We start from the raw sequence: 25,849 nt of genomic DNA on the forward strand, positions 1-25,849 counted from the left end.
CACGCCGTCGTCGTTGCTTACAGTAAAGGAACAGTGCGAAATGGCTGACGAGAACAACTTCTCGAATGTGCGCTTCTTGACGGTGTCGGAAGTGGCCGCAGTCATGCGCGTGTCCAAGATGACCGTTTACCGCCTGGTGCATTCGGGAGAAATGCCCGCTGTGCGCTTCGGACGTTCCTACCGGGTGCCCGAGTCGGCCGTGGAGGAGTACCTGCGCGGCGCGGTGATCGACCGGGAAACCGGCACCGCCTGACGCCCGGGTACCGATGCCGCGGCGTCCGGCGGTCAAAGACGGGTTCGCGGAAGCTGTACCCTGTTAAGGAACGTTTTACGTCATCGTCGGAAAACCGTAAGTTGGCGTGTGCCCGGCCGGGCACCGGCAGCGCGGAAACTATCAGTGAATGAGGGACTCGTGGGTTCAGTTATTAAGAAGCGCCGCAAGCGTATGGCCAAGAAGAAGCACCGCAAACTGCTTCGCAAGACCCGCCACCAGCGCCGCAACAAGAAGTAGGACCGCTAGCCGGTTCCCTTTTCTTCCACGGTCCGTCAGGAAACTGGCGGACCGTGTGCGTTTAATGCCTTTGCTGTCTGGTGGCGGCTTGGCGCTTAGGCTGCGGTCCGGCGGTATTTGCTCACGCCGCGCCAGAGTCCGTAGAGGGCACCCGCGCCGGTGGCGGCCTTGAGGCCCAGGGTGGCCGCGCGGCGTCCGCTGCGGAAATCGTAGACAGGCCAGTTCTTTTCGCGGGCGTGCCGGCGCAGCCGAGCATCCGGATTAATGGCCACCGGATTGCCCACCAGTGTCAGCAGCGGGACATCGTTGTACGAGTCGCTGTAGGCCCAGCAGCGCGCCAAGTCGAGGCCCTGCCGGGCAGCCAGCTCTTCGACCGCAACGGCTTTGGCCGGTCCGTGAAGGATGTCCCCGACGAGCCGTCCGGTGTATGCCCCGTCCTCGATTTCGCCGACCGTGCCCAAAGCGCCGGTCAGGCCCAGCCGGTCCGCAATCACGGCGGCAACCTCCACCGGCGTGGCCGTAACCAGCCAGACTTTCCGGCCCACGCGCAGGTGCTGGTCCGCCAAGGCGCGGGTGCCGGGCCAGATCTTGGAGGCAATCACTTCGTCGTAGACCTCGTCGCCCAGTTGCTTGACGTCGTCGCTCAACAGGCCGGTGGCCAAGGCCAATGCCGTGTCCCGGATGGACTGGATGTCCTTCAAGTTTTCCCCGCGCATCAGGAACCGTGCCTGCTTGAAACCGAAGCTGGCAGCGTCGCGTACCCGGAAGGCGCCCCGCTGGTACATCTTGCGGGCCACATGGAACAGGCTGGCACCGCGCATCAACGTGTTGTCGACGTCGAAAAATGCCGCCTCCGTCCCCGGATCGGCGGAAACCGAGGCTCGCTGTGCATGGCCGGCGGCGGACTTGGGCATACGTCGAGTCTAACGAGGCCGAGGGGATTCCCTGTTCACTGCCGCCGGCGGCTACCGTGGAAGGTATGAACGGATCCGAGCGCCGCAGCCACGAACTGGTGCTGCTGACGAAACCAGGCTGCCATCTGTGCCAGGCAGCGCGGGAGACGGTGGGCAGCGTTGCCGGGGAACTCGGGGTGTCCTGGGAGGAAAAAAACATCATGGAAGACCCGGAGCTCTCGCGCCGCTTTGCCGAAGAGATCCCGGTGGTCATGATCGACGGCGTGCAGCGGGACTTTTGGCACATTGATGCCCAGCGTTTGCGCCGCCTGCTCACGCAATAAGTTTGCGCCGCCTGCTCACGCAATAGGACGATTGCCCCCGGCGTCATCCAAGTTGGAGTCCGGCGCGGCGGAGCTTAATCTAAGGGGACACCAGCCCACGGTCGGACAACCGCCGGGGCAGCCAGGATCCGGACCGGCTGGAGACAGCCCGGCCGGAGCCCGCAGCAGGCATCGGAGCGAGAACAGTGACCCACCTCCCGGATATAGAGGCAGCCAAGCCTTCCGGCCAGGAGATCCCGCCGGCTGCGCTCGCACGCCTGACCGTCTACCTCCGGGTGCTGAATTCGCTGATGGCCGGTGGCACCGAGCGCATATCGTCCGAGCAGTTGGCCGAATCCGCCGGGGTTAGCCCGCCCACCTTGCGCAAGGACCTGTCCTACTTGGGGTCTTTTGGCACCCGCGGTGTGGGCTACGACGTACGCCTGGTCAGCCAGGAGATATCGGCCGCCTTGGGCCTGATGCATGAGTGGAAAGTCGCCATCGTCGGCGTCGGCAACCTGGGCAGGGCGCTGGCCGGCTACTCCGGTTTCACCACCAAGGGGTTCGGTGTCGTGGCGCTCTTCGACGCGGACCCGTCCGTCGTCGGGTCGGAGGTGGCCGGGCTGCGCGTCAGTCCCATCACCGAGCTCGAATCCGTCCTGCTGCAGACCGAGGCCAATATGGCGGTCATGGCGGTGCCCGCCGGCGTGGCCCAAGGACTCTGCGACCGGCTGGTCGCAGCCGGAGTCATGAGCATCCTCAGTTTCGCGCCGGTGGTGCTCCAGGTGCCGCCGTCCGTGCAGCTGCGCAAGGTGGACATGGCCACCGAACTGCAGATCCTGGCCTACCACGCACAACGGGCGCAGGAGACGGAGAACAACTCCGAGTCCAGCGCCCGTCATTAGCCGGCGTGGTGCAGCCGGCTGCGTACTGGCTTAGCGGCCGTAGATGCCGTACTTGTGGGCCTTAGTGGCCTGGAAGAACTGGTTCGACGCCGGCAGGAACAGCAGAACGATCGCCGCGATGCCCAGCAGCACAGACAACGTGCCGAACCAGACGTTGAAGAGCCCAAGCAGCGAGAGCGCGGCAAACACGGTGCCGGTGATCCGGGCCCAGTTCTTGCCGGCCTTCACGCCGAAGGCCACCAGCAGGTACAGCCCGACGGCGATCACCGCGGTGATAACGATGATCACTCCCGCCGTGCCGCTCATCATCTGCGACAGCTCAGCGTCGGAGAATTGGCCGCCCTGCTCGCCGAGGGCTTCACGCACTGACGGGTCCTTGAGCACCGCTGCCATGGTGCCGTCCAGGTTCGACAGTTCGGTCAGCATCTCGATGGCGGTCATCGCCGCCGCCGCGATGATGAGCCAGAAAGCGATGACCACCTCGCGCGGCCGTGTCGGCTTGGCGCCAGCCTGCGGCTGGCCGCTCGGGTAGCCGTACTGACCGGGCACAGCGTTCTGGTAACCGTACGGCTGCTGGCCGTACTGCTGGCCGTACGGAGACTGGCCCTGCTGGCCCTGGCCGTAGGGCTGCTGGCCGTACTGCGGGGCGTTTTGCCCGTACTGCGGCTGGCCCTGTCCGTACTGGGGGGCGTTTTGTCCGTACTGCGGCTGGTCGAAGCCGGGCTGCTGCGGAGCATTTTGGCCGTACTGCGGCAAATTCTGTCCGTACCGGGGCTGTTCCTGACCGTTGGGCCGGCCTTCCCCGTCACCGGGCGTGTTCGGTTCGTTCTGTGGGGTGCTCATGGCCGGATCCTTTTCATCTCATCCAGACGGGCCGGGTCTAGCCCGGCCGCCGAGGCGCTTGGCAGCTGTTACTGCAACACTACAATGCAGGTCCGTGCGGTGTCGGTCGCCCTCAAGGATGATTTTCAGGCCGCCCGCGGGCCATTCTCCGGGAGGCGGCCGGGCGGTACGGGCTTTTGGGCATACACGTCCGGTTTGAGACACTTGTAACCATGCCCGAAGCCATTGTCCACCTGCTCCGCCACGGCGAGGTCTACAACCCCGACCGTGTGCTTTATGGCAGACTGCCGAGCTTCCGACTGTCTGAGTTGGGGCAGGAAATGGCCCGGCGTGCCGCAGACTACTTCTCGGAGCGTCGGAAGGACGGTGCCACGATCAGTTACCTCGTGGCTTCGCCGCTGACCCGGGCGCAGGAGACCGCCGGGCCCACCGCGCAGGCGCTCGGGCTCGAGATTGTCACGGACGAGCGGATCATCGAAGCCGAGAACCACTTTGAGGGCCTCGCCGACATCCGCTCACACCTGCGCGAGCCGCGGTATTGGCGGCGCCTTTACAATCCATTCCGGCCGTCCTGGGGGGAGCCGTACGCGGCGCAGGTCGCCCGAATGCGTGAAGCCATCAGTGACGCCCGGCGTCAGGCCGTCGAACTCGGCGGCCCGGGGGCCGAAGCGATCCTGGTCAGCCACCAGCTCCCCATCTGGGTCACCCGGCTGGCCAGCGAGGGCAAACCGCTCTGGCATGATCCCCGCCGCCGGCAGTGCACGCTGGCGTCGGTGACCTCTCTTGAGTTCGACGGCGGGCGCCTCAGCGCGGTCCGTTACGCCGAGCCCTGCGCCGATTTGCTCCCCGGTGCGGCGAACTTGCCGGGAGCATAATAGAATTACTACGCGTTGTAGAAGTGGGATGACCTCAACCCACAAAGAAGAGTGTGACTGTGACTGCCGATAATCCCCGTTCGTTTACCCGCCGTACCGTGTTCAAAGCCGGTGCGGGGCTGCTTGGTGCCTTGTCGCTGGCCGCCTGTTCGGTTGAGGACCCGCTGGCCCAGCAGGCCAACGCGGGAGACAACAAGAACTACATCGCCGGCGACGGGTCGGTGACCGAGTACGCGCCCGGTTCCCGCGGCGAACCAGTGCTATTGACTGCCAAGCTCTTCGACGGCACGTCCGTCAATGCAGCCGACTGGGCCGGCAAGGTCACGGTGCTGAACTTCTGGTACGCCTCCTGTGCGCCCTGCCGGCTGGAAGCCCCGGACCTGCAGGCCCTCAGCGAGGAGTTCGCCGACGGTGCTCAGTTCTACGGCGTCAACATCCGGGACGAGCGGCCCACAGCCGAGGCCTTTGAGCGCAACTTCGGCATCACCTACCCGAGCTTCATGGACAAGGACGGCGGCATCCTGCTGGCCATGACTTCCTATGTGCCGCCCCAAGCTGTCCCCACCACGCTGGTGCTGGACAAGGACGGCCGAGTCGCCGCCCGGATCCTGGGCGTGGCGGACAAGGGCACGCTCAAGGCCCTGATCAAAGACGCAGTGGCCGCGTAGCCGTGGGATGGGCGACGGCCTCGCTGCCGATGACCTTGGGGGGCGCCTTTGGCGACACGGTGCTGAATGGTTCCGTGCTGCTGGCCATCCCCGTAGCCATGTTGGCCGGTTTGGTCTCCTTCCTGTCCCCGTGTGTGTTGCCGCTGGTTCCCGGCTACATGGGCTATGTCACCGGTCTGACCGGCGTGGACCTGGAACGCCAGCGCCGCGGCCGGATGTTCGCCGGCATCGGGTTGTTCGTGCTCGGCTTTTCCATCGTCTTCGTGTTCATCGGGGCGGTCTTCGGCCAGCTAGGTGCTTGGCTGAAGGGCAGCGACGCCGGCTGGATTACCCAGCTGCTGGGCGTCGTCGTCGTGGTGATGGGCATTATTTTCATGGGCGGACTGTCCTTCTTCCAGCGGGACCGCAAAATCCAATCCCGTCCACCGGCGGGGCTGTGGGGTGCCCCGGTGCTCGGCATGACGTTCGGGCTCGGCTGGGCGCCGTGCATCGGCCCCACGTTCTCCGCGGTCCAGGCACTGGCGTACTCGGGTGGTGCGGACGCAATGAAGGGCGCCTTCCTGGCCTTCGTGTACTGCCTTGGCCTGGGTATCCCGTTCCTGCTGATCGCGCTCGGTGTGCGGCGGGGGATGGGGGCCATGGCGTTCTTCCGCAAGCACCGGCTGTTCCTGCAGCGGGCGGGCGGAGCCATGTTGGTAGTTTTGGGCCTGCTGATGGCCACCGGGCTCTGGGGGGACTGGGTGACGCAATTGCAGGACTGGTTTGCAAATGAAGTGAGGCTCCCGATCTGATGAGTCAGACCCCCGACGGCGCTCAGCGCCCTGACGACGCCGGTGCGCCCGCACCGGGCGGACCGGGTGCCGGCGGCAAAGGCCGTGCCGAGGCCGACCGCAAGCGCAACCGCAAGCGTGACGACGTTGCCGTTCCCGCACTGGGCTTCCTCGGCATGCTGCGCTGGGCCTGGACCCAGCTGACCAGCATGCGGACCGCGCTGTTCCTGCTGCTGCTGCTGGCGGTGGCCGCGGTCCCGGGCTCACTGTTTCCGCAGCGCCCGGCCAACCCCGCGGTGGTGACCCAGTACCTCGCGGACAATCCGGAGGTGGGGCCATGGCTGGACCGCTTCCAGCTCTTCGACGTGTACTCCTCGGTGTGGTTCTCCGCCATTTACCTGCTTCTGTTCCTGTCGCTGATTGGCTGCGTCATCCCGCGTGCCATCCAGCACTACAAGGCCATGCGGTCACAGCCGCCCCGGACGCCGCGCCGGCTGTCCCGGCTGCCCGAGTACGGTTCCATGGCGGTCCCCGCCGAGGCCGGCGTCTCCGCTCGTTCCGCGGTTGAAGAGGCCGCCCGGCTGCTCAAGCGGCGCGGCTACCGGGTGGACGTGCGCGATGCGGACACCGACCGGCCTTCCGTCGGCGCCGAACGCGGCTTCGCCAAGGAAATCGGGAACCTGATCTTCCACACCTCGCTGATCGGCGTGCTGGTCTCCGTGGCTGTCGGCGGCCAGTTCGGCTACACCGGACAGCGGGTTTTGGTCGAGGGCGAAACGTTCGTGAATTCGCTGATCGGCTATGACAGTTTCAACCCGGGGACCGGCTTCACCGAGGACCGGCTGGACCCGTTCTCCCTGACGCTGGACAAGTTCGAGGTGGTGTTCGACCGCGAATCGACGACCCATTACGGGCAGCCGCTGGACTTCACCGCCACCATGTCCGTGCGCGACAAGCCGGGGGCACCCGCGGAGCGGCAAATCCTGAAGGTCAACCACCCGCTGACCATCGGCGGCAGCAACGTCTACCTCATGGGCAACGGATACGCGCCCGTGGTGACCATCCGGGACGGCGAGGGCCACATCGCCCACCAGGGTCCCGTCGTCGCCATTCCGAACGACGGCGCCTACACCTCAACGATGGTGATCAAGGTGCCGGACGCGAAGCCGGAGCAGCTGGGCTTCGTGGGCTTTTTCCTGCCGACGGCGATGGAGGGCGACGACGGCGTGGCCTACGGCAGCGACCCGGACCCGATGAATCCGCGGCTGTACCTGAACTCCTACTACGGCGATCTGGGCCTGGACAACGGCGATCCGAAGAACGTCTTTGTCCTGGACACCAGCAACCTCACCGTGCTCAATGATCGCAACCAGGACAGCGGAGGCATCGAGCTTGCCGCGTATGAGACGAAGGAACTGCCCAACGGAATGGGCAGCATCACCTTCGACGGACTGGTGCGCTACGCCGCGCTGGACATCCATCACGACCCGGGCAAGCTCGGGGCACTCGTCTTCTCCTCGCTGGCGATGGCCGGGCTGGGCGCCTCATTGTTCATCGGGCGACGCCGCGTCTGGGTGCGTGCCGGCACCCACGACGACGGACGCACCATGGTGGAGTGGGGCTTGCTGGCCCGCGGCGAAGACCACCGGCTGGCCCCTGAAGCAGCGACCATCAGCAAACTTCTCCGCAGCCAGTGGCTGACGGATGCCGCCCCACAGGCGCACAATAGCAAGAGCGCCGCCGGCGTTGACAACTCCTAAGGACACCTCTTCCCATGCCCACGATTGACCAAACACTGGCCCAGTACAGCGAGCTGTTCATCTTGCTCGGTGCCATGACGTTCACCGTTGCCTTCATCGCCTTCTGCTGGGACCTGGCTACATCCAGCAAGACCATCAAGGCAGTCGAGGACCGGCTGGCCGCCGAGCATGCCACGGCGGACTCGGCAGTGCTGGTCGGCGCAGCCGGAGCCACCCCCGGTTCCGCTGCGGGCCGGACCGCCGGTGGCAACGGAAGCCAGGCGCACGCCGTCGAAATGGCCTCGGACTCGATGAACTACGGCAAGGAACGCCGCGCTGCCGCGCGGATCGGCGTGGCCCTCACCGTGCTGGCAACCGTCATCCTGGCAGCCGGTGTGGTCGCCCGCGGGCTGGCAGCGCACCGGGTGCCGTGGGGCAACATGTACGAATTCTGCACCACCGGCGCGCTGATGGTGGCGGTGGTCTACCTGATTGCCCTGACCCGTAAAGACCTGCGTTTCCTTGGCTCGTTCGTCATTGGGCTCGTGGTGATCATGCTGATCGCTGCCACCATTGGATTCCCGACGCCGGTGGCCCACCTGATCCCTGCCCTGCAGAGCTACTGGATCATCATCCACGTCTCGGTGGCGGTGCTGGCGTCCGCGCTGTTCACTCTGACCTTCGCCATGTCCGTGCTGCAGCTGATCCAGGCCAACCGTGAGGCCCGCGGCCGCGCTGGCAAGGCGGACAAGCTGGGCTTCATGCGCTTGGTTCCCTCCGCGCTGTCGCTGGAGAACGCCGCCTACCGGATTAACGCCGTGTCCTTCGTGTTCTGGACTTTCACCCTGGTGCTCGGCGCCATCTGGGCCGAAGAGGCCTGGGGCCGCTACTGGGGCTGGGACACCAAGGAAGTCTGGACGTTTGTGATCTGGGTGGTCTACGCCGGCTACCTGCACGCCCGCGCCACCCGTGGCTGGACCGGTACCCGCGCCGCATGGCTGTCGATCGTCGGCTACCTCTGTGTGGTCTTCAACTTCACGATTGTCAACGTCTTCTTCGCCGGCCTGCACAGCTACGCCGGGGTCTAGACAGCAGCAACCAACGGCGAAGGCCCGGTGCTCTGGAATTCCTCCAGAGCACCGGGCCTTCCACGTTTTCGGGAACAGGCAGCCTAGCGCGGACCGTTGTCCGGGTCGTCTTCGCTCAGTTGTTGCCGGCCGTCCTGGGTTGCGGGCTTGTCCTGGTTGCCGTGCGGCCGGTCTTCGCGCTTCTTCAGCTCCTGCTCACGCCGGTTCAGTTCTTCTTCGCGCTGTTTGGCGCGGCGCTGTGCATCAAGCGTGCGCAGGAAGGCAATGTCATCGTCCGGGGCTGCCGGGCGGGGCGCTTGCTGGGGTTGCCGGCCCGCGGCGCGGGGGCGGCCCCACAGGAACCACATGAGGGCCCCGATCAGCGGAACCAAGATGATGGTCAGGATCCATCCCGCTTTGGAGATACTGCGCACCTCATGGGCGCGGGACCGGATGCACTCGATCAGGGCATAGATCACCACTGCGAGAGCCAGTACCGCGAGCAGGATATAGAGACGGACCATGACTTAATTGTAGGTGAGCACCGCGCTGCGGACCGTGGAAACCTTGGACTGTCCGGGCGATCTCGCGGGCAGCGTAAACTTAAGGCGTGGCTTTTTGGAAATTCAGCGCCCTGCGGCTCGGCATCATGGCCGTTATCTTTGTTATCTGCCTGTTCCTCAGGCTGGGCGTCGTCTACTCCGCCCTGGCCGCTGCGGTCATGGGCTGGTGCATCACCTACCTGTTCTTCCGCGAGATGCGGGATGAAGCCGGGCGGGCACTCGCCAGCCGTTTCTCCAAGGGCGTGGCAGCACCGCGCACCTCAACGGAGATCTCCGACGCACTGGCCGAGGACTCCGCCGTCGACCAGCACGGCGAGCTGCGGGTGGATTCGGACCGCAAGCCCAAGAGTGCCCCGGCGGAGCCGGTACAGCAGCAGAATCCGGCACAGCAGCAGCCGAACGGACCCCGGTCGCAGGACCAGCGCTGACCCGTCCCGGCAGCCGGTCCGGTTCCGCCACGCGGCATTGACTGCGGGCCGGGGCCCGCAGCAGCTGCCTACATGAGCTCGCTGAGCACCAGGCCCAGGCCGAACGCGACAGCGAACCCCAGGTTGATCAGGCCGGTCTGCTTCAGTACCGGAATCAGGCTCTCCCGCTTTTTGCCCTTGAGCATCAGCCAGCTCGGGGTGAGGCATGCCGGCACCAGCAGCAGGACCAGTAGGATCCATGGGAAGTCGTAGATGAGAAGCAGCGGCAGCAGCAGGGCTACGGCCAGCATCATGACGTAGCTGATCCGCGCGGCCTCGTCGCCCATGCGGACGGCCAGCGTCATTTTCCCCACCTCGCGGTCAGTGGGGATGTCGCGGACGTTATTGGCCATCAGCAGGGCAGTGGCGATGAGGCCGGTACCGACGGCGCCGATGAAGGATGGCCAGCTGACCTGCAGGGCCTGGGTGTAGGTGGTCCCCATGGTGGCGACGATGCCGAAGAACAGGAACACGTATACCTCGCCCAACCCGCGGTATCCGTACGGGTTGTTGCCGCCGGTATACCCCCAGGCCGCAATCACGCAGCCCACGCCCACCAGCAGCAGCGGCCAGGTCTGGGACAGGATGATCAGCGCCAGCCCGGCGACCATGGCCAGCCCGAAGCTGCCGAAGGCGGCGGCCTTTACCGCCTGCGGCGTGGCCAGCCCGGAGCCGGTCAGCCGCAGCGGACCGACGCGCACGTCGTCGGTCCCGCGGACCCCGTCCGAATAGTCGTTCGCGTAGTTCACCCCCACTTGGAACAGGATCGCGACCAGGGCAGCCAGCAGGGCAAGCAGCGGCTGGAAGGAACCCAGTTCGTAGGCGGCCGCGCTGCCGATGATCACCGGCGCCATCGACATCGGAAGAGTGCGGGGCCGTGCCCCTTCGAGCCATTGCCCGGCAGTAGCCACTGTGGAAGATCCTTACCTGTGGGGGACTGGTACATCGTGGGCTGCGGGCATCCGCAGCAAGGTTCTATTCTCGCCCATGCCGCCCGGTGGGCCGTGCAGCAGGCGGAGCCGGAGTGCCGGAAGTCACGATGGTGGCGGTTCCTGGCCTGCCTGCCGATCGCTGTGCCGCGCACCCTCCGCAGCCGACCGGCGCAGCATCTCCGCCACGGCCAGGCGGTCCGGTTTGCCATTGGACAATTGCGGCAGCGCGTCCACGCGGACGATGTACCGCGGGACGGCCGGACCCCCCAATGCCGTGCGTACGTGCGACTGGATTTGCTCCGCTGTGGCGGAGCCGACGACGGCGGCGCACACCTTGGTGCCCCACTCCGGATCCGCGATTCCCGCCACCAATGCCGCACGTACCTCCGGCAGTCCTTCAATTGCCTCAGCGACGGCAGCCGCCGACACCTTGACGCCGCCGGTGATCAGCACATCGTCCGCGCGCCCGCTCACGGTGAGCGCACCGGCGTCGTCGACCTCGCCCAGGTCCTCGGTGCGGAACCACCGCGTGCCGCCGGACTCGCTGAAGTGCGCTGCGGTCAGCTCCGGATTGTCCAGGTAGCCGCCGGCCACCACGTCGCCGCCGATCAGCACCCGGCCCTCTTCGAGCTGCAGCCTGACGCCCGGAAGCGGCACGCCGTCGTACACGCAGCCGCCGCAGGTCTCGCTCATCCCGTAGGTGCGCACGATCTTCAGGGAATGCTTGGCAGCTTCGGTCCGCAGCGCCGCCGGCATCCGGGCCCCGCCCAGCAGGATCGCGTCGAAGCGGCGCAGCGCCTTAACCGTTTCCGGCGCCGGGGAGCTGAGCAGCCGGTGCAGTTGGGTGGGCACCAGTGAGGTGATGCGGAACCGGTCGGTCAGCGCGGCGGCAGCATCGGTGAACGACTGCGGGGTGAAACCGTGGGACAGGTCCATGGCCCAGGGCCGGGTGCCCGCGTAGAGCGAGCGGACCAGCACCTGCAGGCCGGCCACGTAGTTGGGTGCGAGCGTCAGCAGCCACTGGCCTTCGCCGCCCAGCCGGAGCGCCGTGCCCATCGACGACGCTGCCAGCGCATCGATGCCCAGCATGGTGGCCTTGGGTGTGCCGGTGGACCCCGAGGTCCGGACAATCGCGGCGGTCTCCGGGACCAGCCCTGGAGAAGTCACCGGCAGCGGGGTTCCGTCGGCTGCGATTTCGACGGCGGGGCCGTCACCGCCCAGCGCTGCGGTCAGCGCGGACAGTGCCGGCTGGATATCCATCCCGGCCAGCCTAGAAGTAGTAGGGGTACGAAGACCAGTCGGGATCGCGCTTGGCCAGGAACGCTTCCTTGCCCTCGACGGCCTCGTCCGTCATGTAGGCCAGGCGGGTGGCTTCACCGGCGAAGACCTGCTGGCCGGCAAGCCCGTCGTCGGCAAGGTTGAAGGCAAACTTCAGCATCCGGATGGCCTGCGGCGACTGCCGGGCGATGTCCGCGGCGTACTCCAGCGCCACCTCTTCGAGACGCTCGTGGTCCACCGCCTCGTTGACCGCACCCATGCGGACCATGTCCTCGGCAGAGTATTCGCGGGCCAGGAAGAAGATCTCCCGCGCCGCTTTCTGCCCGATCTGCCGGGCCAGCAGGGCCGACCCGTAGCCCGCGTCGAAGCTGCCCACTGTGGCGTCGGTCTGCTTGAACTTGCCGTGCTGGCGGGAGGCGATGGTCAGGTCGGAGACCACGTGCAGCGAGTGTCCGCCGCCGGCTGCCCAGCCATTGACGACGGCGATGACCACCTTGGGCATGGTGCGCATCAACCGCTGGACTTCCAGAATGTGCAGCCGGCCGGCGCGGGCTGGATCGATGGTCTCCTTCGTTTCTCCGTCGGCATACCGGTAACCGTCACGGCCGCGGATCCGCTGGTCGCCGCCCGAGCAGAACGAATGGCCGCCGTCCTTGACGGAAGGACCGTTGCCGGTCAGCAGCACCGTGGCGACGTCCGGGGTCATCCGTGCATGGTCCATCGCCCGGTAGAGCTCGTCCACGGTTCCGGGGCGGAATGCATTGCGCACCTCCGGACGGTTGAACGCGATGCGCACCGCGGGCAGGTCCCGCACCACGGTGCCGTCGGCGTCGCGCTCCACCTGGCGGTGGTAGGTCATGTCCTGGAAATCGAAGCCGTCCACTACCCGCCAACGCTGCGGGTCGAAGAGGTCGGAAACCTTCTCCGGCAGGTCAGGCTCCGCCCGGCTGCCGGTGCTGCTGGCGGAAGTGGTGCTACTGGCTGGGGTAGGGGTCTCGGAAGTCACCCTTCGAGTTTATCCTCGCGGGTGCGAGGACTTCCTGCCGGTCACCTGCCCGGGAATCCGGAGGTGGCTTCTCCACGACATTTTTGGGCCGAGGGGGGTTGCAGGGGAATGCTAAGCATGCTTTGCTTACAACGTAAGCAACCTTCCGAAGACGTTCAGCCAGGTACCCAGCACACGCTGGGGTCCCGGCGAGTCAGGAGGAAAACCCATGATGGCCAACCAAAACGCCACGGCGACATCCGCCGTCGTTTTAGGTTCAGGACGGGGGACAACGGCCGCCGTGGTGGAAGCACCCGGCCCGGGAGCCCTCTCCCAAGGCCGGATATTCAATGGCCTGCAGCAAGTCCCAGGCCAAGAGTGGATTTCGTTCCTGCCTAGTACGGTCCGTGCCTACTAAGTGGGGGCAAGTCCGGAAGGAACCGGCGGCCGGGATGAGACGGCCCTCCTGCAGGGCTGGGTCGCAGCTGCTGGGGTATGGGACCCCAGCCCACCGGCGGCCTATCGATCTGTCTGCTTCCCCGTTACCGCGGGTGCGGCAGGCCAATAAAAACCATCATCGCACCCGGCAGCACAACCGTGCCCCGGGAGCGTGCTCGCCCCGGTGAAGCCGTGGCAGGTGGAAACAAAAAAGGAGATGAAATGATCGCCAAGGATAGTTTCGACCAACTGGTCGGCAGCAGCGCCAACGTCATCGATTCCGAAGGAAACAAGATCGGTTCGCTCGGGGAACTCTACCTCGACGACCGGACCGACGAGCCGAGCTGGGCGACGGTCAAAACCGGCCTGTTCGGCATGTCAGAAAGCTTTGTCCCGCTCGACAATGCCACCGCCGAGGGCGGGGACCTCCGCGTGCCATACACCAAGGACCAAATCAAGGACGCCCCGCGGGTGGACCCGGAAGGACATTTGGAGGTGGAGGAGGAGAATCGTCTCTACCGTCACTACGGCTTGGCCGCAGGCACTGCGGGACACGCCGGCACAGCTGGCTACAGCGAAACGGGCGGCAATGCCCACACCGGCGTCGGCGGGACCACAGGCACCGCCAATGCCGCTGGCATTGCCGACACGACTGGCACCGCCGGTACCACCGGCATGACGGATAGGGACACCACCCGCGCAGGGGCCGACGACGCCATGACCCGCTCGGAGGAGCGGCTGCGGGTAGGCACCGAATCCCAGGAAGTCGGAAAGGCCAGGCTGCGCAAGTACGTCGTCACCGAGAACGTCACCCGCACAGTCCCGGTCCAGCATGAAGAAGTCCGCCTTGAGCGTGAACCGATTACCGACGCCAACCGCGGCGAGGCGCTCGCCGGGCCAGAGATCAGCGAGGCTGAGCACGAAGTGACCCTGCATGCGGAACAGCCGGTGGTGGAGAAGGAAGCCGTCCCGGTTGAACGCGTCCGGCTCGACAAAGAGACCGTCACGGAGCAGGAAACCGTTTCCACGGACGTGCGCAAGGAAGAAATCGAGGCCGATGATGAGTCGCAGGGCCGCCACCGCCGCTGAGCGGACAGGCTCTTGTCACAGCGACTGTCACGGCGCGGGGCCCCAGGGGATCTATCCCCTGGGGCCCCGTCGCCGTCCAGCAGCCCCCTAGGAAATACAGAACTCGTTGCCTTCCGGGTCGGCCATCGTGTGCCAGCCGTGCGGGCCTTGCGCCTCGGAGTACAGAAAGGTGGCGCCACGGGCTTCCAGGCGTGCCCGGACCTGGTCCTTGTCCTCCCCGGCCAGACGGACGTCCCAGTGGATCCGGTTCTTGACCGATTTCAATTCCGGAACCGGCTGGAAGAGAATCCGCTGCCTGGCCTGGCTCTCCACTTGATCCGGCGGGCAGATCGCCGCTCCGTCTTTCCACACGCGAACGTTGTTGTGCACGATGGTGTCGGCGTCGGTGGCGAATCCCTGCTCGATCATGCTGGTGATGAAGTCCTGGTCTGTGGGTTCCACCGCCCAACCCAGCGTTTCCGCCCACCAATCGGCTTGCGCATGCGCGTCTTTGCTATCAACCGCTATCTGGATGTTGTACGTCATGGCGTGAGCGTAAAGGCTCCCGTCGGTCTGCGGTAGAGGAACGCGGACAGCAAGCGCCCTCAATGGAACCAGGAGTCCCCGCGGCGGGTGAGCTGCTCCCCAAAGACACACCGCTCTCCACTAGGCTGTTGGCAGACCAACGACTCCCGATGAAAGAGCCACCGTGGGCCACCACCTTGAATTAGTCCAGCACGTCAACGCGCCGGTCGAAGCAGTCTGGCGCGTCCTGACCGATATTCCTGGTTCCGCCCGGACACTACGCTCCATCTCCCGTGTGGAGATCATGACGCCCGGCGACTATGCCGAAGGGTACCGGTGGCGTGAGACCCGGAAGATGATGGGCAAGGAAGCCACCGAGGAGATGTGGGTGGCGGATGTGGACGCGCCGACATCCACAACAGTCAAGGCGCACTGCAACGGTGCCGACTACACCACGCGGTTCACGCTCGCGCCGGCAAACGGCGGCACCCGGCTGACCATGTTCTTTGGTGCCGAGATGGAGAATCCCGGCACTTTCGCGAAGCTGATGCTGGCGCTGTTCGGGAAACTGGGGCTGAGTGTTACGCGCAAGCAGATGGCCAGAGACCTGGCAGAGATCGCAGCCAAGGCCGAAGGCCGTGACCAAACCGCAGCGTGAAGTCCGTCATCAGTTGACCGGCTCAGACCCGCGTGGGATTCTTTATAGAACGGTCGGTCGGTAATTTCTGCTGTCTCAGGCAGCCGGGAGCGGCCGCTCATCGTCATCGTTGATCGATCAAGCGCGAGGGATTATTTCTATGGCTGAGGCATTCCTGATTGGCGGGGCCCGGACCCCGGTTGGCCGCTACGGAGGCGCACTGTCCGCAGTCCGTCCCGACGACCTGGCGGCGCTGGTCGTCAAGGATGCCGTCGCCCGGGCAGGCATCGATCCCGATGCGGTCGAAGAAGTCATCCTCGGCAACGCCAACGGCGCGGGCGAAGAAAACCGCAACGTGGCCCGCATGGCCTGGCTGCTGGCCGGCTACGGCGACCACGTGCCCGGCATCACCGTGAACCGGCTGTGTGCCTCCGGCCTGAGCGCCATCATCCAGGCCTCGCACATGATCAAAGCCGGCGCGGCAGACATCGTCATCGCCGGCGGCGTGGAATCGATGAGCCGGGCGCCGTGGGTCCAGGAGAAGCCGGCCAAGGCCTTCGCCAAGCCGGGCGAAATTTTCGATACCTCGATCGGCTGGCGCTTCGTCAACCAGCGTTTCGCCAAGGGTGACCTCAGCCGCGGCGGCAAGATGACCTACTCCATGCCGGAGACGGCAGAGGAAGTGGCCGATGTGTACGGCATTTCCCGTGAGGATGCGGACGCGTTCGCCGTCCAGTCCCACGAGCGCGCGATCGCAGCCATCGAGGCCGGCCGGCTCAAGGAAGAAATCGTCCCCGTGACGGTCAAGGGCCGGAAGGGCGACACCGTCGTCGACACCGACGAGGGCCCCCGTCCCGGAACCACGCTGGAGGTCCTGGCCGGACTCCGCCCCATCATTAAGCCGGACGGCGTGGTCACCGCAGGCAACTCCAGTTCGCTCAACGACGGTGCTTCGGCGATCGTGATTGCGTCCGAGGCAGCCGTCAACAAGTTCGGCCTCACGCCCCGCGCCCGGATTGTCGACGGCGCCTCGGCCGGCGTCGCACCGGAGGTCATGGGCATCGGGCCGGTGCCCGCCACCCGCAAGGTGCTGGAACGTGCCGGCTGGAGCATCGATGATCTGGGCGCAGTGGAGCTCAACGAAGCTTTCGCCACCCAATCGCTCGCGGTACTGCGGGACCTGAAGCTGGACCAGGGCATCGTGAACAACGACGGCGGTGCCATCGCTTTGGGGCACCCGCTAGGTTCCAGCGGCTCCCGTCTGGTGGTGACCCTGCTGGGCCGGATGGAGCGCGAGGGCGCCCAGCGCGGCCTGGCCACCATGTGTGTCGGCGTCGGCCAGGGCACTTCGATGATCGTCGAGCGGGTCTGATGCTCTTCGACGACTACTCCTTCAGTACGCTGCGCGTGGACGAGCGGGAAGACCGCGTGCACGTGACGTTGAACAGGCCGGAAGTCCGCAACGCCATCGACCAGGCCATGGTGGACGAACTGCACTCCGTGTGCGCCGTCTTGGAGCACGAACCGCGGATCCTGATCCTGTCCGGCACCGAGGTCAACGGCAAAGGGATCTTCGCCTCGGGTGCTGATATCTCCCAGCTGCGGGAACGCCGACGCGACGACGCGCTGGCCGGCATCAACTCCACGGTTTTCCACCGGATTGCCCGGCTGCCGCTGCCGGTCATCGCCGCCCTCGACGGCTTCGCCCTCGGTGGGGGAGCGGAACTGGCCTACGCCGCCGACTTCCGCATCGCCACGCCGTCGGTGAAGATCGGCCAGCCCGAAACCGGGCTGGGCATCATGGCCGCAGCCGGCGCCACCTGGCGGCTGAAGGAACTGGTGGGAGAACCGCTGGCCAAGGAAATCCTGCTGGCCGGCCGCATCCTGGACGCGGACGAAGCGCTGGCCGCGCGGCTGGTCACCGAAATCCACGAACCCGACAAACTGATCGATGCTGCGCATGCGCTGGCGGACCGGATCGGCAAGCAGGACCCGCTGGCCGTCCGCCTCACCAAAACTGTGTTCCACACCCCGCGTGAGGCGCACCCGGTGATCGATACCATCGCCCAGGGCATTCTGTTCGAGTCCCAGGCCAAATTCGACCGGATGCAGCTGTTCTTAGACAGAAGCGCTGCCAAGAGCGCAGCCCGCAGCGCCGCGAAGCAGAACGGATCCAAGTGAGCGAGATGAACCCTGTGCAGACCATTCCCAACAATGTAGGTGTCCTCGGCGGTGGCCGGATGGGCGCCGGCATCGCCCATGCGTTCCTCACCGCGGGAGCCGACGTCGTCGTGGTGGAGCGCGACGACGCGGCGGCCAAGGCTGCCCACGAGCGGGTGGCCGGCGCGCTGGCCAAGAGCGTGGAGCGTGGCACCACCGAAGAGTCGTTGGATGCGCTGACGTCGCGGCTCTCGGTGTCCGTCGACTACGGCTCGTTCGCCACCTGTGGTCTGGTGGTGGAGGCCGTGCCGGAGGACTTCGACCTCAAGTCCACCGCGCTGAAGGCCGTCGAAGCACAGCTTTCCCCGACGGCGTGGCTGGCGACGAACACGTCCTCACTGTCCATTACCAAGCTGGCCGACCAACTGCAGCGGCCGGCGAACTTCTGCGGTCTGCACTTCTTCAATCCAGTGCCGGCGTCGCAACTGGTGGAAGTGGTGCTGGCTCCGAAGACGTCGGACGAGCTCGCCGCCGCCTCCCGGAGCTGGGTCGAGGCACTGAAGAAGACCGCCGTCGTCGTCCATGACGCTCCGGGCTTCGCCTCCTCGAGGCTGGGTGTGGCCATTGCGCTGGAAGCCATGCGCATGGTGGAAGAGGGCGTGGCCTCGGCGGAGGACATCGACGCCGCCATGGTGCTGGGCTATAAGCACCCGGTCGGCCCGCTCAAGACCACCGACATCGTGGGTCTGGACGTGCGCCTGGGCATCGCCGAGTACCTGCATTCGACGTTGGGGGAGCGGTTTGCCCCGCCGCAGATCCTCCGCGACAAGGTGGCCCGGGGCGAACTCGGCCGTAAGTCCGGCAAGGGTTTCTTCGACTGGGAAAAGTAACAGGCGGGGCCGTCGTGCGCCCGCGGTTGTAGGCTGCTGGGGTGGCCCTGTTCGAAGCGCTGACGCTGACCGGCAGCCTGGTGAAGCTGCAACCTTTGCGCGTGCGGCACCTGCCTGAGCTCGAGGAGGCGGTGCGCGATGGCGAACTGTGGAAGCTCTGGTACACGCGGATCCCGTCGCCGCACACCATGGAACTGGAAATCCGGCGGCGGCTGGAGCTCCAGGACCAGGGCCGGATGATCCCGTTTACCGTGCGCCGGCTGTCCGACGACACCGTGCTGGGGATGACCACATTCTGCAATATCGACGAAACAGCGCCGCGGGTCGAGATCGGTTACACCTGGATCCGGGCCAGCGCGCAGGGGACTGGCACCAACCCGGACAGCAAGCTGCAGCTGATGGGGCATGCCTTCGAAACCCTCGGCTGCTGTGCCGTGGAGTTCCGCACCGACCGCCTGAACCGCCAGTCCCGTGACGCCATAGAGCGGCTTGGCGCCCGGCAGGACGGCGTGCTGCGCCGGCACACCAGGATGCCCGACGGGCGGGTCCGCGACACAGTGGTCTACTCCGTTTTGGACTCTGAGTGGCCGGACGTTAAGGCCCGGCTGCGGAAACGGGTGGGCAAGGAGCGTACGCCGTGAGCGGCCGGACCATGGATCCCGGGCCAGCCGGCTCCGGCGTCCCGGAGGCCGGCGACGCCGCACGCCCGCCGGAGCCGGGCAAGGTCGATTCCGGCGCCGTCGCCTGGGAAGGCGCCGTCAACGCCCGCCGGGTGGCGGGGGATATCTTCCGAATGGGCCGTGCGGAATGGCTGACGGCCACCGGCTGGCAGCAGGCATACGACGACGGAGTACGCACCATCGTGGATCTGCGAAACCCCGGTGAACGATCGCGCCGTCCGACCGATCCGGTGGTGCCGCCGGCTGCTCTGGGCCGGTTCACTCTGCTGAACCGGCCCACCGAAGAGCCCGGCCACCCGGAACTCGCAGCCAATGCCCCGTATATGAACCACCCTCGCTTCTATCTGGACAACGTGCGGATCTTCCCGGAACTGATCGCCGAGGTTTTCCGCACGCTGGCGCACGCGGAGGGCGCCGTCGTCGTCCATTGCTCCGCCGGGCGGGACCGCACCGGGATGATCTCCATGATGCTGTTGCAGCTGGCCGGAGTCCCCGCCGGGCAGATCGCTGACGCACATGAGCAGGGCATCCGCGGTATCAACGACTGGCATCGGATCAGTCCGTACCGGCATCCGGTGGAGAGCTACATCAGCGGCGACGAACTGGAAGCGCGGGTGGCCGACATGCGCGGCTCGCTGCTGCACGTGCTGTCCCAGCTTGAGGTAGAACCGTTCCTGTTGCGCCATGGCCTGACCCGAAGCGATGTTGAGGCGCTCCGTGCCCGGATGGCAGGCTGACGGCCCAGCATGTTGTTGCTAGCGCTGCAAGCCGGTGGCCCTGCAGGCCGGTGGCCCTTCAAGCGGTGCCGGGCAGGGGCTGTGCAGGGCGGCACGGTCATGTAGGCTAGGTACGTTACCGACCGACCGTTCAGTATTTTATGTCCCTGCCCGGCATCCGCGATCAGCGTCCGGCCAGGGAAAAGAAAGGGCTGTCAACGATGACCTCTACCGCCGTTGATGTCGAGATTGTTCCCAGCTACATCCAGGATGCCTGGTGGACGCCTGCGGGCGATGTTTCCGGCACCGAGGTCCGCGACGCCAGTACCGGGGATGTGCTGGCGCGGGTCAGCACGGACGGGCTGGACCTGGCCGCCGCCGTAGAACACGGCCGCACGGTCGGCCAGGCCTCGCTGGGCAAGCTCACCTTCCACCAGCGCGCGCTCAAGCTCAAGGAGCTGGCGCAGTACCTGAACGCGCGGCGCGAGGTGCTGTATGAGGTTTCGCACCGCACCGGCGCAACCAAAATCGACAACATGATCGACATCGATGGCGGGATCGGGGTGCTGTTCACCTTCGGTTCCAAGGGCCGGCGCGAACTGCCGAACTCGCAGATCGTGGTGGACGGCCCAGCAGAAGTGCTGGCCAAGGACGGCTCGTTCATGGGCCAGCACATCTACACCCGCATTCCCGGCGTGGCCGTGCAGATCAATGCCTTCAACTTCCCGGTGTGGGGCATGCTGGAAAAATTCGCCCCGGCCTTCATCGCCGGCGTGCCGACCATCGTCAAGCCGGCCACTCCCACCGGTTACGTGGCCGCCGCCGCGGTGAAATTGATCATCGAGTCCAACATCCTGCCGGCCGGTTCGCTCCAGCTGATTTCCGGTTCCGCCCGTGACCTGCTGGATCATTTGGATTACCGCGACGCCGTGGCCTTCACCGGGTCCGCCGACACCGCGAACCTGCTGAAGGCCCACCCGAACGTGGCCCAGGGCGGCATCCGTTTCACCGCCGAGGCGGATTCGCTCAACGCGGCCATCCTGGGCTCCGATGCGCTGCCGGGCACCCCGGAGTTCGACGCGTACATTAAGTCGCTGGTGACGGAAATGACCGCCAAGGCCGGCCAGAAGTGCACCTCCATCCGCCGTGCCATCGTTCCCAAGGACCTGATCCAGAATGTAGCCGATGCCGTCCGTGCCCGGATCGAGCAGCGCGTCGTCGTCGGAGACCCGCGGGCGGAGGGTGTGACCATGGGCGCGCTGGCCTCGCTGGAGCAGCTAAACGACGTCCGCGCCGCGGTCCAGGCCATGGTCGACGCCGGCGGGGAACTGGCCTACGGGACGCTCGACGCGCCGCAGGTGACCCGCGCCGACGGGACCGTGGGGGACTCCGAAGGGGCCTTCATGTCTCCGGTGCTGCTGACCTGGGCGGACGCGGAGGCTGAGGCCGTGCATTCACTCGAGGCCTTCGGGCCGGTCTCTTCGGTGATCGGCTACGAGGATCTGGACGACGCCGTGCGGCTGGCCGCCATGGGCGCCGGCTCGCTGGTAGCGACCGTGGCAACGAATGACCCGGAAGCCGCGCGTGTGCTGGTGACCGGAATCGCCGCCCACCACGGCCGCGTGCTGGTCCTCAACCGCGAGGACGCCAAGACGTCCACCGGACACGGTTCCCCGGTGCCGCATTTGGTTCATGGCGGTCCGGGTCGCGCCGGCGGCGGCGAGGAATTGGGCGGCATCCGCTCCGTGCTGCACCACATGCAGCGCACCGCCATCCAGGGTTCGCCGAACATGCTCACCGCCGTGACCGGCGTATGGCATACCGGAGCAGACCAGAATTTCGACGACGTCCACCCGTTCCGCAAGAGCCTGGCCGACCTGAAGATCGGCGATGCGCTGCGCTCTGAACTGCGCCAGGTCACGTTGGAGGACATCACCGCGTTCGCCAATGAAACCGGCGACACGTTCTACGCCCACACCAACCCGGAAGCTGCGGCCGCCAACCCGTTCTTCCCCGGCATCGTGGCGCATGGCTATTTGCTGCTCGCCTGGGGCGCCGGGCTGTTCGTGGAACCCGCGCCGGGACCGGTGCTGGCGAACTATGGCCTGGAGAATCTGCGCTTCATCACCCCGGTGGCCGCCGGCGACTCGATCCGCGTCACGCTCACCGCCAAGCGGATCACGCCGCGGGAGACGGACGAGTATGGCGAGGTCGCCTGGGACGCGGTGCTGACCAACCAGAACGACGAGATCGTCGCGACCTACGACGTGCTCACCTTGGTGGAGAAGTAGCCGGAGCTCCTCCTGCCGCGTCCCCGGCGGCATTGGCCCCGGGGGCCGGCGGGTATACCGCCGTGTGCCAGCGCCAGAACGAGATCAGCACCAGCAACACCGTGGCGCCGTTCAGTAGCTGGGAGGTCGGCGGACTGGGAAACACCAGCGACGTGGCCAACTGCACTACGGCGAAGGCCAGCCAGAGCCACCAGGCCTCATAGATGCGGTGGGCCAGGCCCAGATACACCACCGCGAGCACGGCTGCGTACAGCGCCTGCAGCACCAGGACGGTCAGCAATCCGCCTTCCAAGGGAAAGCCCGCTTGGACATCGCTGGCCATGAACAACAAGGTGGCAACGGCCAGGACCAGCAGGAACATGCCCCAGTCCCGGCCGGTGGCCCGACGGACCTGCACGGCGGCCAGGGTGGCGCCGGGATCATCGGCCGCAACGGGCACGGCCGCGGCGTGCCAGCGCCAGGCGCCGTAGCAGGGCAGCAGCAGTGCCACGATGATGGAGGCGTTGATAAAGAACGCGGCTCCGCCGTCGAAATTCGGGATGACGAGCAGCAGGAAGACCATCGCCTGCTGGACCAGCAGCACCGACCAGGCCCAGCTTGTGCGGAGCCCGAACAGGAAGACGGCGAGCAGCCCGACCAATGCCTGCACGTGGCCCATGGAAACCAGCGCGCCGGCAGAACCATCCGGGACTTTCAACGCCATGATCCAGTCCATGCTGCCGGCCTCCGCCTGGCTGTTTACGCGGCCCGGCCCGAGGCGCCGGTGCCGGGCGTGGCCGGACGGCCGGGATGTGTTGGAGCCAAGCGATGTTTGCTCCGCACCGGCCGCCGCATCGCATGCTGCCAGGTCAGGTAACCGAAAACTTGAAGTCCTGCCGCGATCGCGCCATAGATCGAGAACCACAGTGGTGCGTTCTGGATGGTGGAGAGGAACATGGTGGCCAGCGAGAGTGCCACGCCCAGCCACCACGACTGCGTGATCCCGTGGGCGAAACCCAGGTACATCACCGCTGGAAGCGCGGCCAGCAGTGCATTGAACAGATATAGCGGGCCGATCTCGGCCAACGGCGTGACCCCCGCGAACGCGTTCAGGAGGTACAGCAGCAGCAACAGTCCGGCTCCGATTCCCCACTCACGGCCGTGCGCCGAGCGGAGCGGCACATGGATGCCCTCGCGCCGGTACTGAGTCCATTTCCAGAGGCCGTAGAGCGCGGCGGCCAGCACGAAAACAGTGCTGGTGTTCAAGCGTCCGTTGGGGATTCCCGTAGCCAGCAGGACGGCGGTGGCGGTCACCGGGAGCAGCCAGGCCCAGAACACGCGGTAGGAGAACAAGACGATGGCTGCAAGTGTGAGCGCCATATTCAGCGCCGGCACCCACCAGGACACCCCATCCATATCGATCACGTCCCCATAACGCCGACTGGTTGACGCCAGCCTAGCAGGCGCCGACCGGGAATTCAGTAGGCGCTTGGGTCCGGCGAGAACAGCCTGCCGCCGACTAGGCGGGACAAGCTGCCGCGATGGGGCAGGGCCGTCTGGATCAGGCGATCACGCGGGCGGCAGCCGGCAGATGGAGACCGTCGAACACCATGGCGATCAGGTCGTCTGCGAGCTTTTGCGGCGACAGCGGACCGCCCGGTTTGTACCATTCGACGATGGAGTTGATGGTGCCAAAGAGCAACCGCGCCGTAATCCGCGGGTCGATGTCACCTCGGAGGGACCCTTCGGCGCGGGCCGCATCCACCAAATCGGCGACGGCATGGTCGAACATCCGGCGGCGCTCCAGCGCATCGCGCTCGATCTCGGTGTTGCCGCGCAGCCGCAGCAGCAGGGTCACATAGGGAAGCTTGTCGCACAGGACCTGGACGGTTCCGCGCAGCACGAACTCCAGCCGGGCGTCGGCCCGGCCGGCAGATGCCGAAGGGTTTTCCAGGACGGCTTCCAAGCTGCCCAGCGCTTCTTCCAGGGCCAGCCGCAGCAGATCGCCCTTGGACGGAACATGGTGGTAGATGGCGCTCTTGGAGATGCCCAGGTTCTCAGCGAGGATGCCCATCGACGTGGCCTCGTAGCCGTGCTTGTTGAAGACGCCGACGGCCACGTTCAGCACCGACTGCTGGTCGTAGCCCGGGCGGCCGCGGCGAACTGTCTCCTGGGCCTTTGACTTCACCATTGTTCCATTCTCCCACGACCGTTAGGTCGGTAATGCGTGCGGCGGGTGCCCGGCCAAGCCCGGCACCCGCCGTCGTGCGTCGATCCGTCGGTGCTTGGTCGGTCAGCCGTTGTCGCGCAGGTCGTAGACCCGGCGCAGCTTCCCGCTGGAGCGGGCCAGGGAGCCGGGGTCGGCGACCACGATCTTGCAGCTGGAGCCCACATGGATCTTGATCTGGCGTTGCAGCTCGCGGGACGCCTCGGTTGCCATGGCAGCGGTGCAGTCCTCGCGGCGTTCAATCTTGACCGTCAGCTCGTCCATCCGGTTGGGCCGGGTGATCTCCAGTTGGAAGTGCGGGCTCAGGCCGGGGATGCGAAGGGCGATCTCCTCGATCTGGGTGGGGAAGAGGTTCACTCCGCGAAGGATGATCATGTCGTCCGAACGTCCGGTGATCCGGCCGATGCGGCGCATGTTCGGGCGGCCCGTGCCGGGCAGCAGCCGGGTGAGGTCGTGCGTGCGGTAACGGATCACCGGCATTGCTTCCTTGGTGAGCGAGGTAAATACCAGTTCGCCTGCCTGGCCGTCGTCCAGCACCGCATCGGTCAGCGGGTCGATGATCTCGGGGCGGAAATGGTCCTCCCAGATGGTGGAGCCGTCCTTGAAGTCCACGCATTCACCGGCCACACCCGGGCCCATCACCTCGGATAGCCCGTAGATGTCGCAGGCATCGATGTCCAGCTTGGACTCCAACTCGTGGCGCATCTCGTCGGTCCAGGGTTCGGCACCGAGCACGGCCACTTTCAGGGACGTCTTGGCCGGGTCGAGTCCGGCACGCTCCATCGCGTCCACGATGGTCAGCAGGTACGTCGGGGTGCAGAGGATGGCGTCCGGTTCGAAGTCCTGGATCAGCTGGATCTGCTTCTCGGTCTGGCCGCCCGACATTGGGATCACCGTGCAGCCCAGCTTCTCCGCGCCATAGTGGGCGCCGAGTCCGCCGGTGAACAGGCCGTAGCCGTAGGCGTTGTGGACCTTCCAGCCCTTCTTGACGCCGGAGGCGCGGATGGAGCGGGCGAACAGCGTCTCCCAGTTCTGGATGTCCTTGCGGGTGTAGCCGACCACGGTGGCGCGGCCGGTGGTGCCGGATGAGGCGTGGATGCGTGCCACTTCTTGCTGCGGCACGGCGAACATGCCGAACGGGTAGGCCCGGCGCAGGTCTTCCTTGTCCGTGTACGGGAACTTGGCCAGATCAGACAGTTCCCTGAGGTCCTCGGGACGCACGCCGGCGTCGTCGAACTTCTTCTTGTACATCGCCACCCGCTCGTAGGCATAGGCGACGGTGTGCTGCAGACGCTGCAGCTGCAGGGCCTCCAGTTCGTCCCGGCTCATCAGCTCCTCGGGGTCGAGGGTGTCCTCGGCGGCGGGAGTGGTCTTGCGGGCTTTGGTGCCGGTGGTGGTCGTCATGGAACGGTCCTTCGA

The 25,849-nt window shown here is 66.2% G+C and carries 29 protein-coding genes; 18 read left to right on the forward strand and 11 right to left on the reverse strand.

Going from position 1 to position 25,849, the window contains the following annotated elements; genetic code table 11:
• The first annotated feature begins 40 nt into the window (after nucleotides 1-40).
• The gene (locus tag AC5RW2_RS10940) at nucleotides 41-253 is read left to right on the forward strand and encodes a helix-turn-helix domain-containing protein (RefSeq protein WP_127512893.1); all 213 of its coding nucleotides are present in this window, start codon (nucleotides 41-43) and stop codon (nucleotides 251-253) included.
• 159 nt (nucleotides 254-412) lie between these two features.
• Nucleotides 413-511, forward strand: a complete 99-nt coding sequence (locus AC5RW2_RS10945; protein ID WP_003792170.1) for a 30S ribosomal protein bS22 — start codon at nucleotides 413-415, stop codon at nucleotides 509-511.
• A 95-nt stretch (nucleotides 512-606) separates the two neighbouring features.
• Here the strand turns inward: AC5RW2_RS10945 and AC5RW2_RS10950 are convergent, their stop codons facing one another.
• Nucleotides 607-1,425 (reverse strand): HAD family hydrolase, encoded by an 819-nt coding sequence (locus tag AC5RW2_RS10950; RefSeq protein ID WP_493962393.1) that lies wholly within the window; start codon nucleotides 1,423-1,425, stop codon nucleotides 607-609.
• A gap of 65 nt (nucleotides 1,426-1,490) precedes the next feature.
• Here AC5RW2_RS10950 and AC5RW2_RS10955 point away from each other — a divergent pair, with 65 nt between their 5' ends.
• Nucleotides 1,491-1,748 (forward strand): glutaredoxin family protein, encoded by a 258-nt coding sequence (locus AC5RW2_RS10955; RefSeq protein WP_493962392.1) that lies wholly within the window; start codon nucleotides 1,491-1,493, stop codon nucleotides 1,746-1,748.
• A 185-nt stretch (nucleotides 1,749-1,933) separates the two neighbouring features.
• A complete protein-coding gene (locus AC5RW2_RS10960) occupies nucleotides 1,934-2,632 on the forward strand; it encodes a redox-sensing transcriptional repressor Rex (protein ID WP_493962391.1) in 699 nt (232 codons plus the stop codon).
• A gap of 30 nt (nucleotides 2,633-2,662) precedes the next feature.
• Here AC5RW2_RS10960 and AC5RW2_RS10965 read toward each other — a convergent pair whose 3' ends face one another.
• Nucleotides 2,663-3,475, reverse strand: coding sequence for a hypothetical protein (locus AC5RW2_RS10965; RefSeq protein ID WP_493962390.1), 813 nt, complete (start codon nucleotides 3,473-3,475; stop codon nucleotides 2,663-2,665).
• A 212-nt stretch (nucleotides 3,476-3,687) separates the two neighbouring features.
• Here AC5RW2_RS10965 and AC5RW2_RS10970 point away from each other — a divergent pair, with 212 nt between their 5' ends.
• From AC5RW2_RS10970 to ccsB, 5 genes are read left to right on the forward strand one after another with little or no spacing between them, the layout of a single operon-like run.
• A complete protein-coding gene (locus AC5RW2_RS10970; protein WP_493962389.1) occupies nucleotides 3,688-4,350 on the forward strand; it encodes a histidine phosphatase family protein in 663 nt (220 codons plus the stop codon).
• Between the two features lie 53 nt (nucleotides 4,351-4,403).
• A complete protein-coding gene (locus tag AC5RW2_RS10975; protein WP_493962388.1) occupies nucleotides 4,404-5,018 on the forward strand; it encodes a TlpA family protein disulfide reductase in 615 nt (204 codons plus the stop codon).
• Nucleotides 5,019-5,047: 29 nt separating this feature from the next.
• Nucleotides 5,048-5,809, forward strand: a complete 762-nt coding sequence (locus tag AC5RW2_RS10980; protein ID WP_493962795.1) for a cytochrome c biogenesis CcdA family protein — start codon at nucleotides 5,048-5,050, stop codon at nucleotides 5,807-5,809.
• Nucleotides 5,809-7,548, forward strand: coding sequence for a cytochrome c biogenesis protein ResB (gene resB / locus AC5RW2_RS10985; RefSeq protein ID WP_493962387.1), 1,740 nt, complete (start codon nucleotides 5,809-5,811; stop codon nucleotides 7,546-7,548). Before AC5RW2_RS10980 ends, resB begins: the two co-directional genes overlap by 1 nt.
• 14 nt (nucleotides 7,549-7,562) lie before the next feature.
• Nucleotides 7,563-8,615, forward strand: coding sequence for a c-type cytochrome biogenesis protein CcsB (ccsB, locus tag AC5RW2_RS10990; RefSeq protein ID WP_493962386.1), 1,053 nt, complete (start codon nucleotides 7,563-7,565; stop codon nucleotides 8,613-8,615).
• 83 nt (nucleotides 8,616-8,698) lie between these two features.
• Here ccsB and AC5RW2_RS10995 read toward each other — a convergent pair whose 3' ends face one another.
• The gene (locus AC5RW2_RS10995; protein WP_493962385.1) at nucleotides 8,699-9,118 is read right to left on the reverse strand and encodes a PLD nuclease N-terminal domain-containing protein; all 420 of its coding nucleotides are present in this window, start codon (nucleotides 9,116-9,118) and stop codon (nucleotides 8,699-8,701) included.
• Between the two features lie 86 nt (nucleotides 9,119-9,204).
• Between AC5RW2_RS10995 and AC5RW2_RS11000 the strand changes: the two genes are divergently transcribed.
• Nucleotides 9,205-9,585 carry a DUF4229 domain-containing protein gene (locus tag AC5RW2_RS11000; protein ID WP_493962384.1) on the forward strand — a complete coding sequence of 127 codons (381 nt, stop codon included), beginning with the start codon at nucleotides 9,205-9,207 and terminating at the stop codon, nucleotides 9,583-9,585.
• 68 nt (nucleotides 9,586-9,653) lie between these two features.
• Here AC5RW2_RS11000 and AC5RW2_RS11005 read toward each other — a convergent pair whose 3' ends face one another.
• From AC5RW2_RS11005 to AC5RW2_RS11015, 3 genes are all read right to left on the reverse strand, one after another.
• The gene (locus tag AC5RW2_RS11005; protein WP_493949321.1) at nucleotides 9,654-10,535 is read right to left on the reverse strand and encodes a 1,4-dihydroxy-2-naphthoate polyprenyltransferase; all 882 of its coding nucleotides are present in this window, start codon (nucleotides 10,533-10,535) and stop codon (nucleotides 9,654-9,656) included.
• 123 nt (nucleotides 10,536-10,658) lie between these two features.
• Nucleotides 10,659-11,816: an AMP-binding protein gene (locus AC5RW2_RS11010; RefSeq protein WP_493962383.1), complete on the reverse strand. Its 1,158-nt coding sequence runs from the start codon at nucleotides 11,814-11,816 to the stop codon at nucleotides 10,659-10,661.
• A gap of 10 nt (nucleotides 11,817-11,826) precedes the next feature.
• Nucleotides 11,827-12,765 (reverse strand): 1,4-dihydroxy-2-naphthoyl-CoA synthase, encoded by a 939-nt coding sequence (locus AC5RW2_RS11015; RefSeq protein ID WP_493962794.1) that lies wholly within the window; start codon nucleotides 12,763-12,765, stop codon nucleotides 11,827-11,829.
• A gap of 714 nt (nucleotides 12,766-13,479) precedes the next feature.
• On the opposite strand from AC5RW2_RS11015, the gene AC5RW2_RS11020 reads away from it, so the two are divergent.
• Entirely contained in the window at nucleotides 13,480-14,346 is an 867-nt protein-coding gene (locus tag AC5RW2_RS11020; RefSeq protein ID WP_493962382.1) for a DUF2382 domain-containing protein, read from the forward strand.
• Nucleotides 14,347-14,433: 87 nt separating this feature from the next.
• Here AC5RW2_RS11020 and AC5RW2_RS11025 read toward each other — a convergent pair whose 3' ends face one another.
• The gene (locus AC5RW2_RS11025; protein ID WP_493962381.1) at nucleotides 14,434-14,871 is read right to left on the reverse strand and encodes a VOC family protein; all 438 of its coding nucleotides are present in this window, start codon (nucleotides 14,869-14,871) and stop codon (nucleotides 14,434-14,436) included.
• Between the two features lie 163 nt (nucleotides 14,872-15,034).
• Between AC5RW2_RS11025 and AC5RW2_RS11030 the strand changes: the two genes are divergently transcribed.
• From AC5RW2_RS11030 to paaZ, 7 genes are all read left to right on the forward strand, one after another.
• Complete coding sequence (locus AC5RW2_RS11030) at nucleotides 15,035-15,508, forward strand: SRPBCC family protein (RefSeq protein ID WP_493962380.1); 474 nt, start codon at nucleotides 15,035-15,037, stop codon at nucleotides 15,506-15,508.
• A gap of 139 nt (nucleotides 15,509-15,647) precedes the next feature.
• Nucleotides 15,648-16,859 carry a thiolase family protein gene (locus AC5RW2_RS11035; protein ID WP_493962379.1) on the forward strand — a complete coding sequence of 404 codons (1,212 nt, stop codon included), beginning with the start codon at nucleotides 15,648-15,650 and terminating at the stop codon, nucleotides 16,857-16,859.
• Nucleotides 16,859-17,668, forward strand: a complete 810-nt coding sequence (locus AC5RW2_RS11040) for an enoyl-CoA hydratase/isomerase family protein (RefSeq protein WP_493949327.1) — start codon at nucleotides 16,859-16,861, stop codon at nucleotides 17,666-17,668. The genes AC5RW2_RS11035 and AC5RW2_RS11040 overlap by 1 nt, the downstream gene beginning before the upstream one ends.
• Nucleotides 17,669-17,673: 5 nt before the next feature.
• The gene (locus tag AC5RW2_RS11045; RefSeq protein WP_493962793.1) at nucleotides 17,674-18,537 is read left to right on the forward strand and encodes a 3-hydroxyacyl-CoA dehydrogenase family protein; all 864 of its coding nucleotides are present in this window, start codon (nucleotides 17,674-17,676) and stop codon (nucleotides 18,535-18,537) included.
• A gap of 41 nt (nucleotides 18,538-18,578) precedes the next feature.
• Nucleotides 18,579-19,178 (forward strand): GNAT family N-acetyltransferase, encoded by a 600-nt coding sequence (locus tag AC5RW2_RS11050; RefSeq protein ID WP_493949328.1) that lies wholly within the window; start codon nucleotides 18,579-18,581, stop codon nucleotides 19,176-19,178.
• Nucleotides 19,175-19,954 (forward strand): tyrosine-protein phosphatase, encoded by a 780-nt coding sequence (locus tag AC5RW2_RS11055; protein ID WP_493962378.1) that lies wholly within the window; start codon nucleotides 19,175-19,177, stop codon nucleotides 19,952-19,954. Before AC5RW2_RS11050 ends, AC5RW2_RS11055 begins: the two co-directional genes overlap by 4 nt.
• Before the next feature lie 200 nt (nucleotides 19,955-20,154).
• On the forward strand, nucleotides 20,155-22,224 hold the full coding sequence (paaZ, locus tag AC5RW2_RS11060) for a phenylacetic acid degradation bifunctional protein PaaZ (protein ID WP_493962377.1): 2,070 nt from the start codon (nucleotides 20,155-20,157) through the stop codon (nucleotides 22,222-22,224).
• Here paaZ and AC5RW2_RS11065 read toward each other — a convergent pair.
• The 4 genes from AC5RW2_RS11065 to paaK all read right to left on the reverse strand — a co-directional run bounded on the left by AC5RW2_RS11065 (nucleotide 22,205) and on the right by paaK (nucleotide 25,834).
• On the reverse strand, nucleotides 22,205-22,927 hold the full coding sequence (locus AC5RW2_RS11065; RefSeq protein ID WP_493962376.1) for a nicotinamide mononucleotide transporter: 723 nt from the start codon (nucleotides 22,925-22,927) through the stop codon (nucleotides 22,205-22,207). The genes paaZ and AC5RW2_RS11065 overlap by 20 nt on opposite strands.
• 35 nt (nucleotides 22,928-22,962) lie before the next feature.
• Nucleotides 22,963-23,628 (reverse strand): hypothetical protein, encoded by a 666-nt coding sequence (locus AC5RW2_RS11070; protein WP_493962375.1) that lies wholly within the window; start codon nucleotides 23,626-23,628, stop codon nucleotides 22,963-22,965.
• 136 nt (nucleotides 23,629-23,764) lie between these two features.
• Entirely contained in the window at nucleotides 23,765-24,394 is a 630-nt protein-coding gene (locus AC5RW2_RS11075; RefSeq protein ID WP_493949333.1) for a TetR/AcrR family transcriptional regulator, read from the reverse strand.
• Between the two features lie 102 nt (nucleotides 24,395-24,496).
• Nucleotides 24,497-25,834, reverse strand: a complete 1,338-nt coding sequence (gene paaK / locus AC5RW2_RS11080) for a phenylacetate--CoA ligase PaaK (RefSeq protein ID WP_493949334.1) — start codon at nucleotides 25,832-25,834, stop codon at nucleotides 24,497-24,499.
• Between the last annotated feature and the right edge of the window lie 15 nt (nucleotides 25,835-25,849).

This window comes from Arthrobacter sp. B0316-1-20, assembly GCF_059091865.1.

Bases quoted from the DNA above. Each gene is read 5' to 3' on its own strand.
- AC5RW2_RS10940 (WP_127512893.1), top strand. From the start codon at position 41: ATGGCTGACGAGAACAACTTCTCGAATGTGCGCTTCTTGACGGTGTCG.
- AC5RW2_RS10950 (WP_493962393.1), bottom strand. From the start codon at position 1,425: ATGCCCAAGTCCGCCGCCGGCCATGCACAGCGAGCCTCGGTTTCCGCC.
- AC5RW2_RS10955 (WP_493962392.1), top strand. From the start codon at position 1,491: ATGAACGGATCCGAGCGCCGCAGCCACGAACTGGTGCTGCTGACGAAA.
- AC5RW2_RS10965 (WP_493962390.1), bottom strand. From the start codon at position 3,475: ATGAGCACCCCACAGAACGAACCGAACACGCCCGGTGACGGGGAAGGC.
- AC5RW2_RS10970 (WP_493962389.1), top strand. From the start codon at position 3,688: ATGCCCGAAGCCATTGTCCACCTGCTCCGCCACGGCGAGGTCTACAAC.
- AC5RW2_RS10980 (WP_493962795.1), top strand. From the start codon at position 5,048: ATGACCTTGGGGGGCGCCTTTGGCGACACGGTGCTGAATGGTTCCGTG.
- resB (WP_493962387.1), top strand. From the start codon at position 5,809: ATGAGTCAGACCCCCGACGGCGCTCAGCGCCCTGACGACGCCGGTGCG.
- ccsB (WP_493962386.1), top strand. From the start codon at position 7,563: ATGCCCACGATTGACCAAACACTGGCCCAGTACAGCGAGCTGTTCATC.
- AC5RW2_RS10995 (WP_493962385.1), bottom strand. From the start codon at position 9,118: ATGGTCCGTCTCTATATCCTGCTCGCGGTACTGGCTCTCGCAGTGGTG.
- AC5RW2_RS11010 (WP_493962383.1), bottom strand. From the start codon at position 11,816: ATGGATATCCAGCCGGCACTGTCCGCGCTGACCGCAGCGCTGGGCGGT.
- AC5RW2_RS11020 (WP_493962382.1), top strand. From the start codon at position 13,480: ATGATCGCCAAGGATAGTTTCGACCAACTGGTCGGCAGCAGCGCCAAC.
- AC5RW2_RS11025 (WP_493962381.1), bottom strand. From the start codon at position 14,871: ATGACGTACAACATCCAGATAGCGGTTGATAGCAAAGACGCGCATGCG.
- AC5RW2_RS11035 (WP_493962379.1), top strand. From the start codon at position 15,648: ATGGCTGAGGCATTCCTGATTGGCGGGGCCCGGACCCCGGTTGGCCGC.
- AC5RW2_RS11040 (WP_493949327.1), top strand. From the start codon at position 16,859: ATGCTCTTCGACGACTACTCCTTCAGTACGCTGCGCGTGGACGAGCGG.
- AC5RW2_RS11045 (WP_493962793.1), top strand. From the start codon at position 17,674: ATGAACCCTGTGCAGACCATTCCCAACAATGTAGGTGTCCTCGGCGGT.
- paaZ (WP_493962377.1), top strand. From the start codon at position 20,155: ATGACCTCTACCGCCGTTGATGTCGAGATTGTTCCCAGCTACATCCAG.
- AC5RW2_RS11065 (WP_493962376.1), bottom strand. From the start codon at position 22,927: ATGGCGTTGAAAGTCCCGGATGGTTCTGCCGGCGCGCTGGTTTCCATG.
- AC5RW2_RS11075 (WP_493949333.1), bottom strand. From the start codon at position 24,394: ATGGTGAAGTCAAAGGCCCAGGAGACAGTTCGCCGCGGCCGCCCGGGC.
- paaK (WP_493949334.1), bottom strand. From the start codon at position 25,834: ATGACGACCACCACCGGCACCAAAGCCCGCAAGACCACTCCCGCCGCC.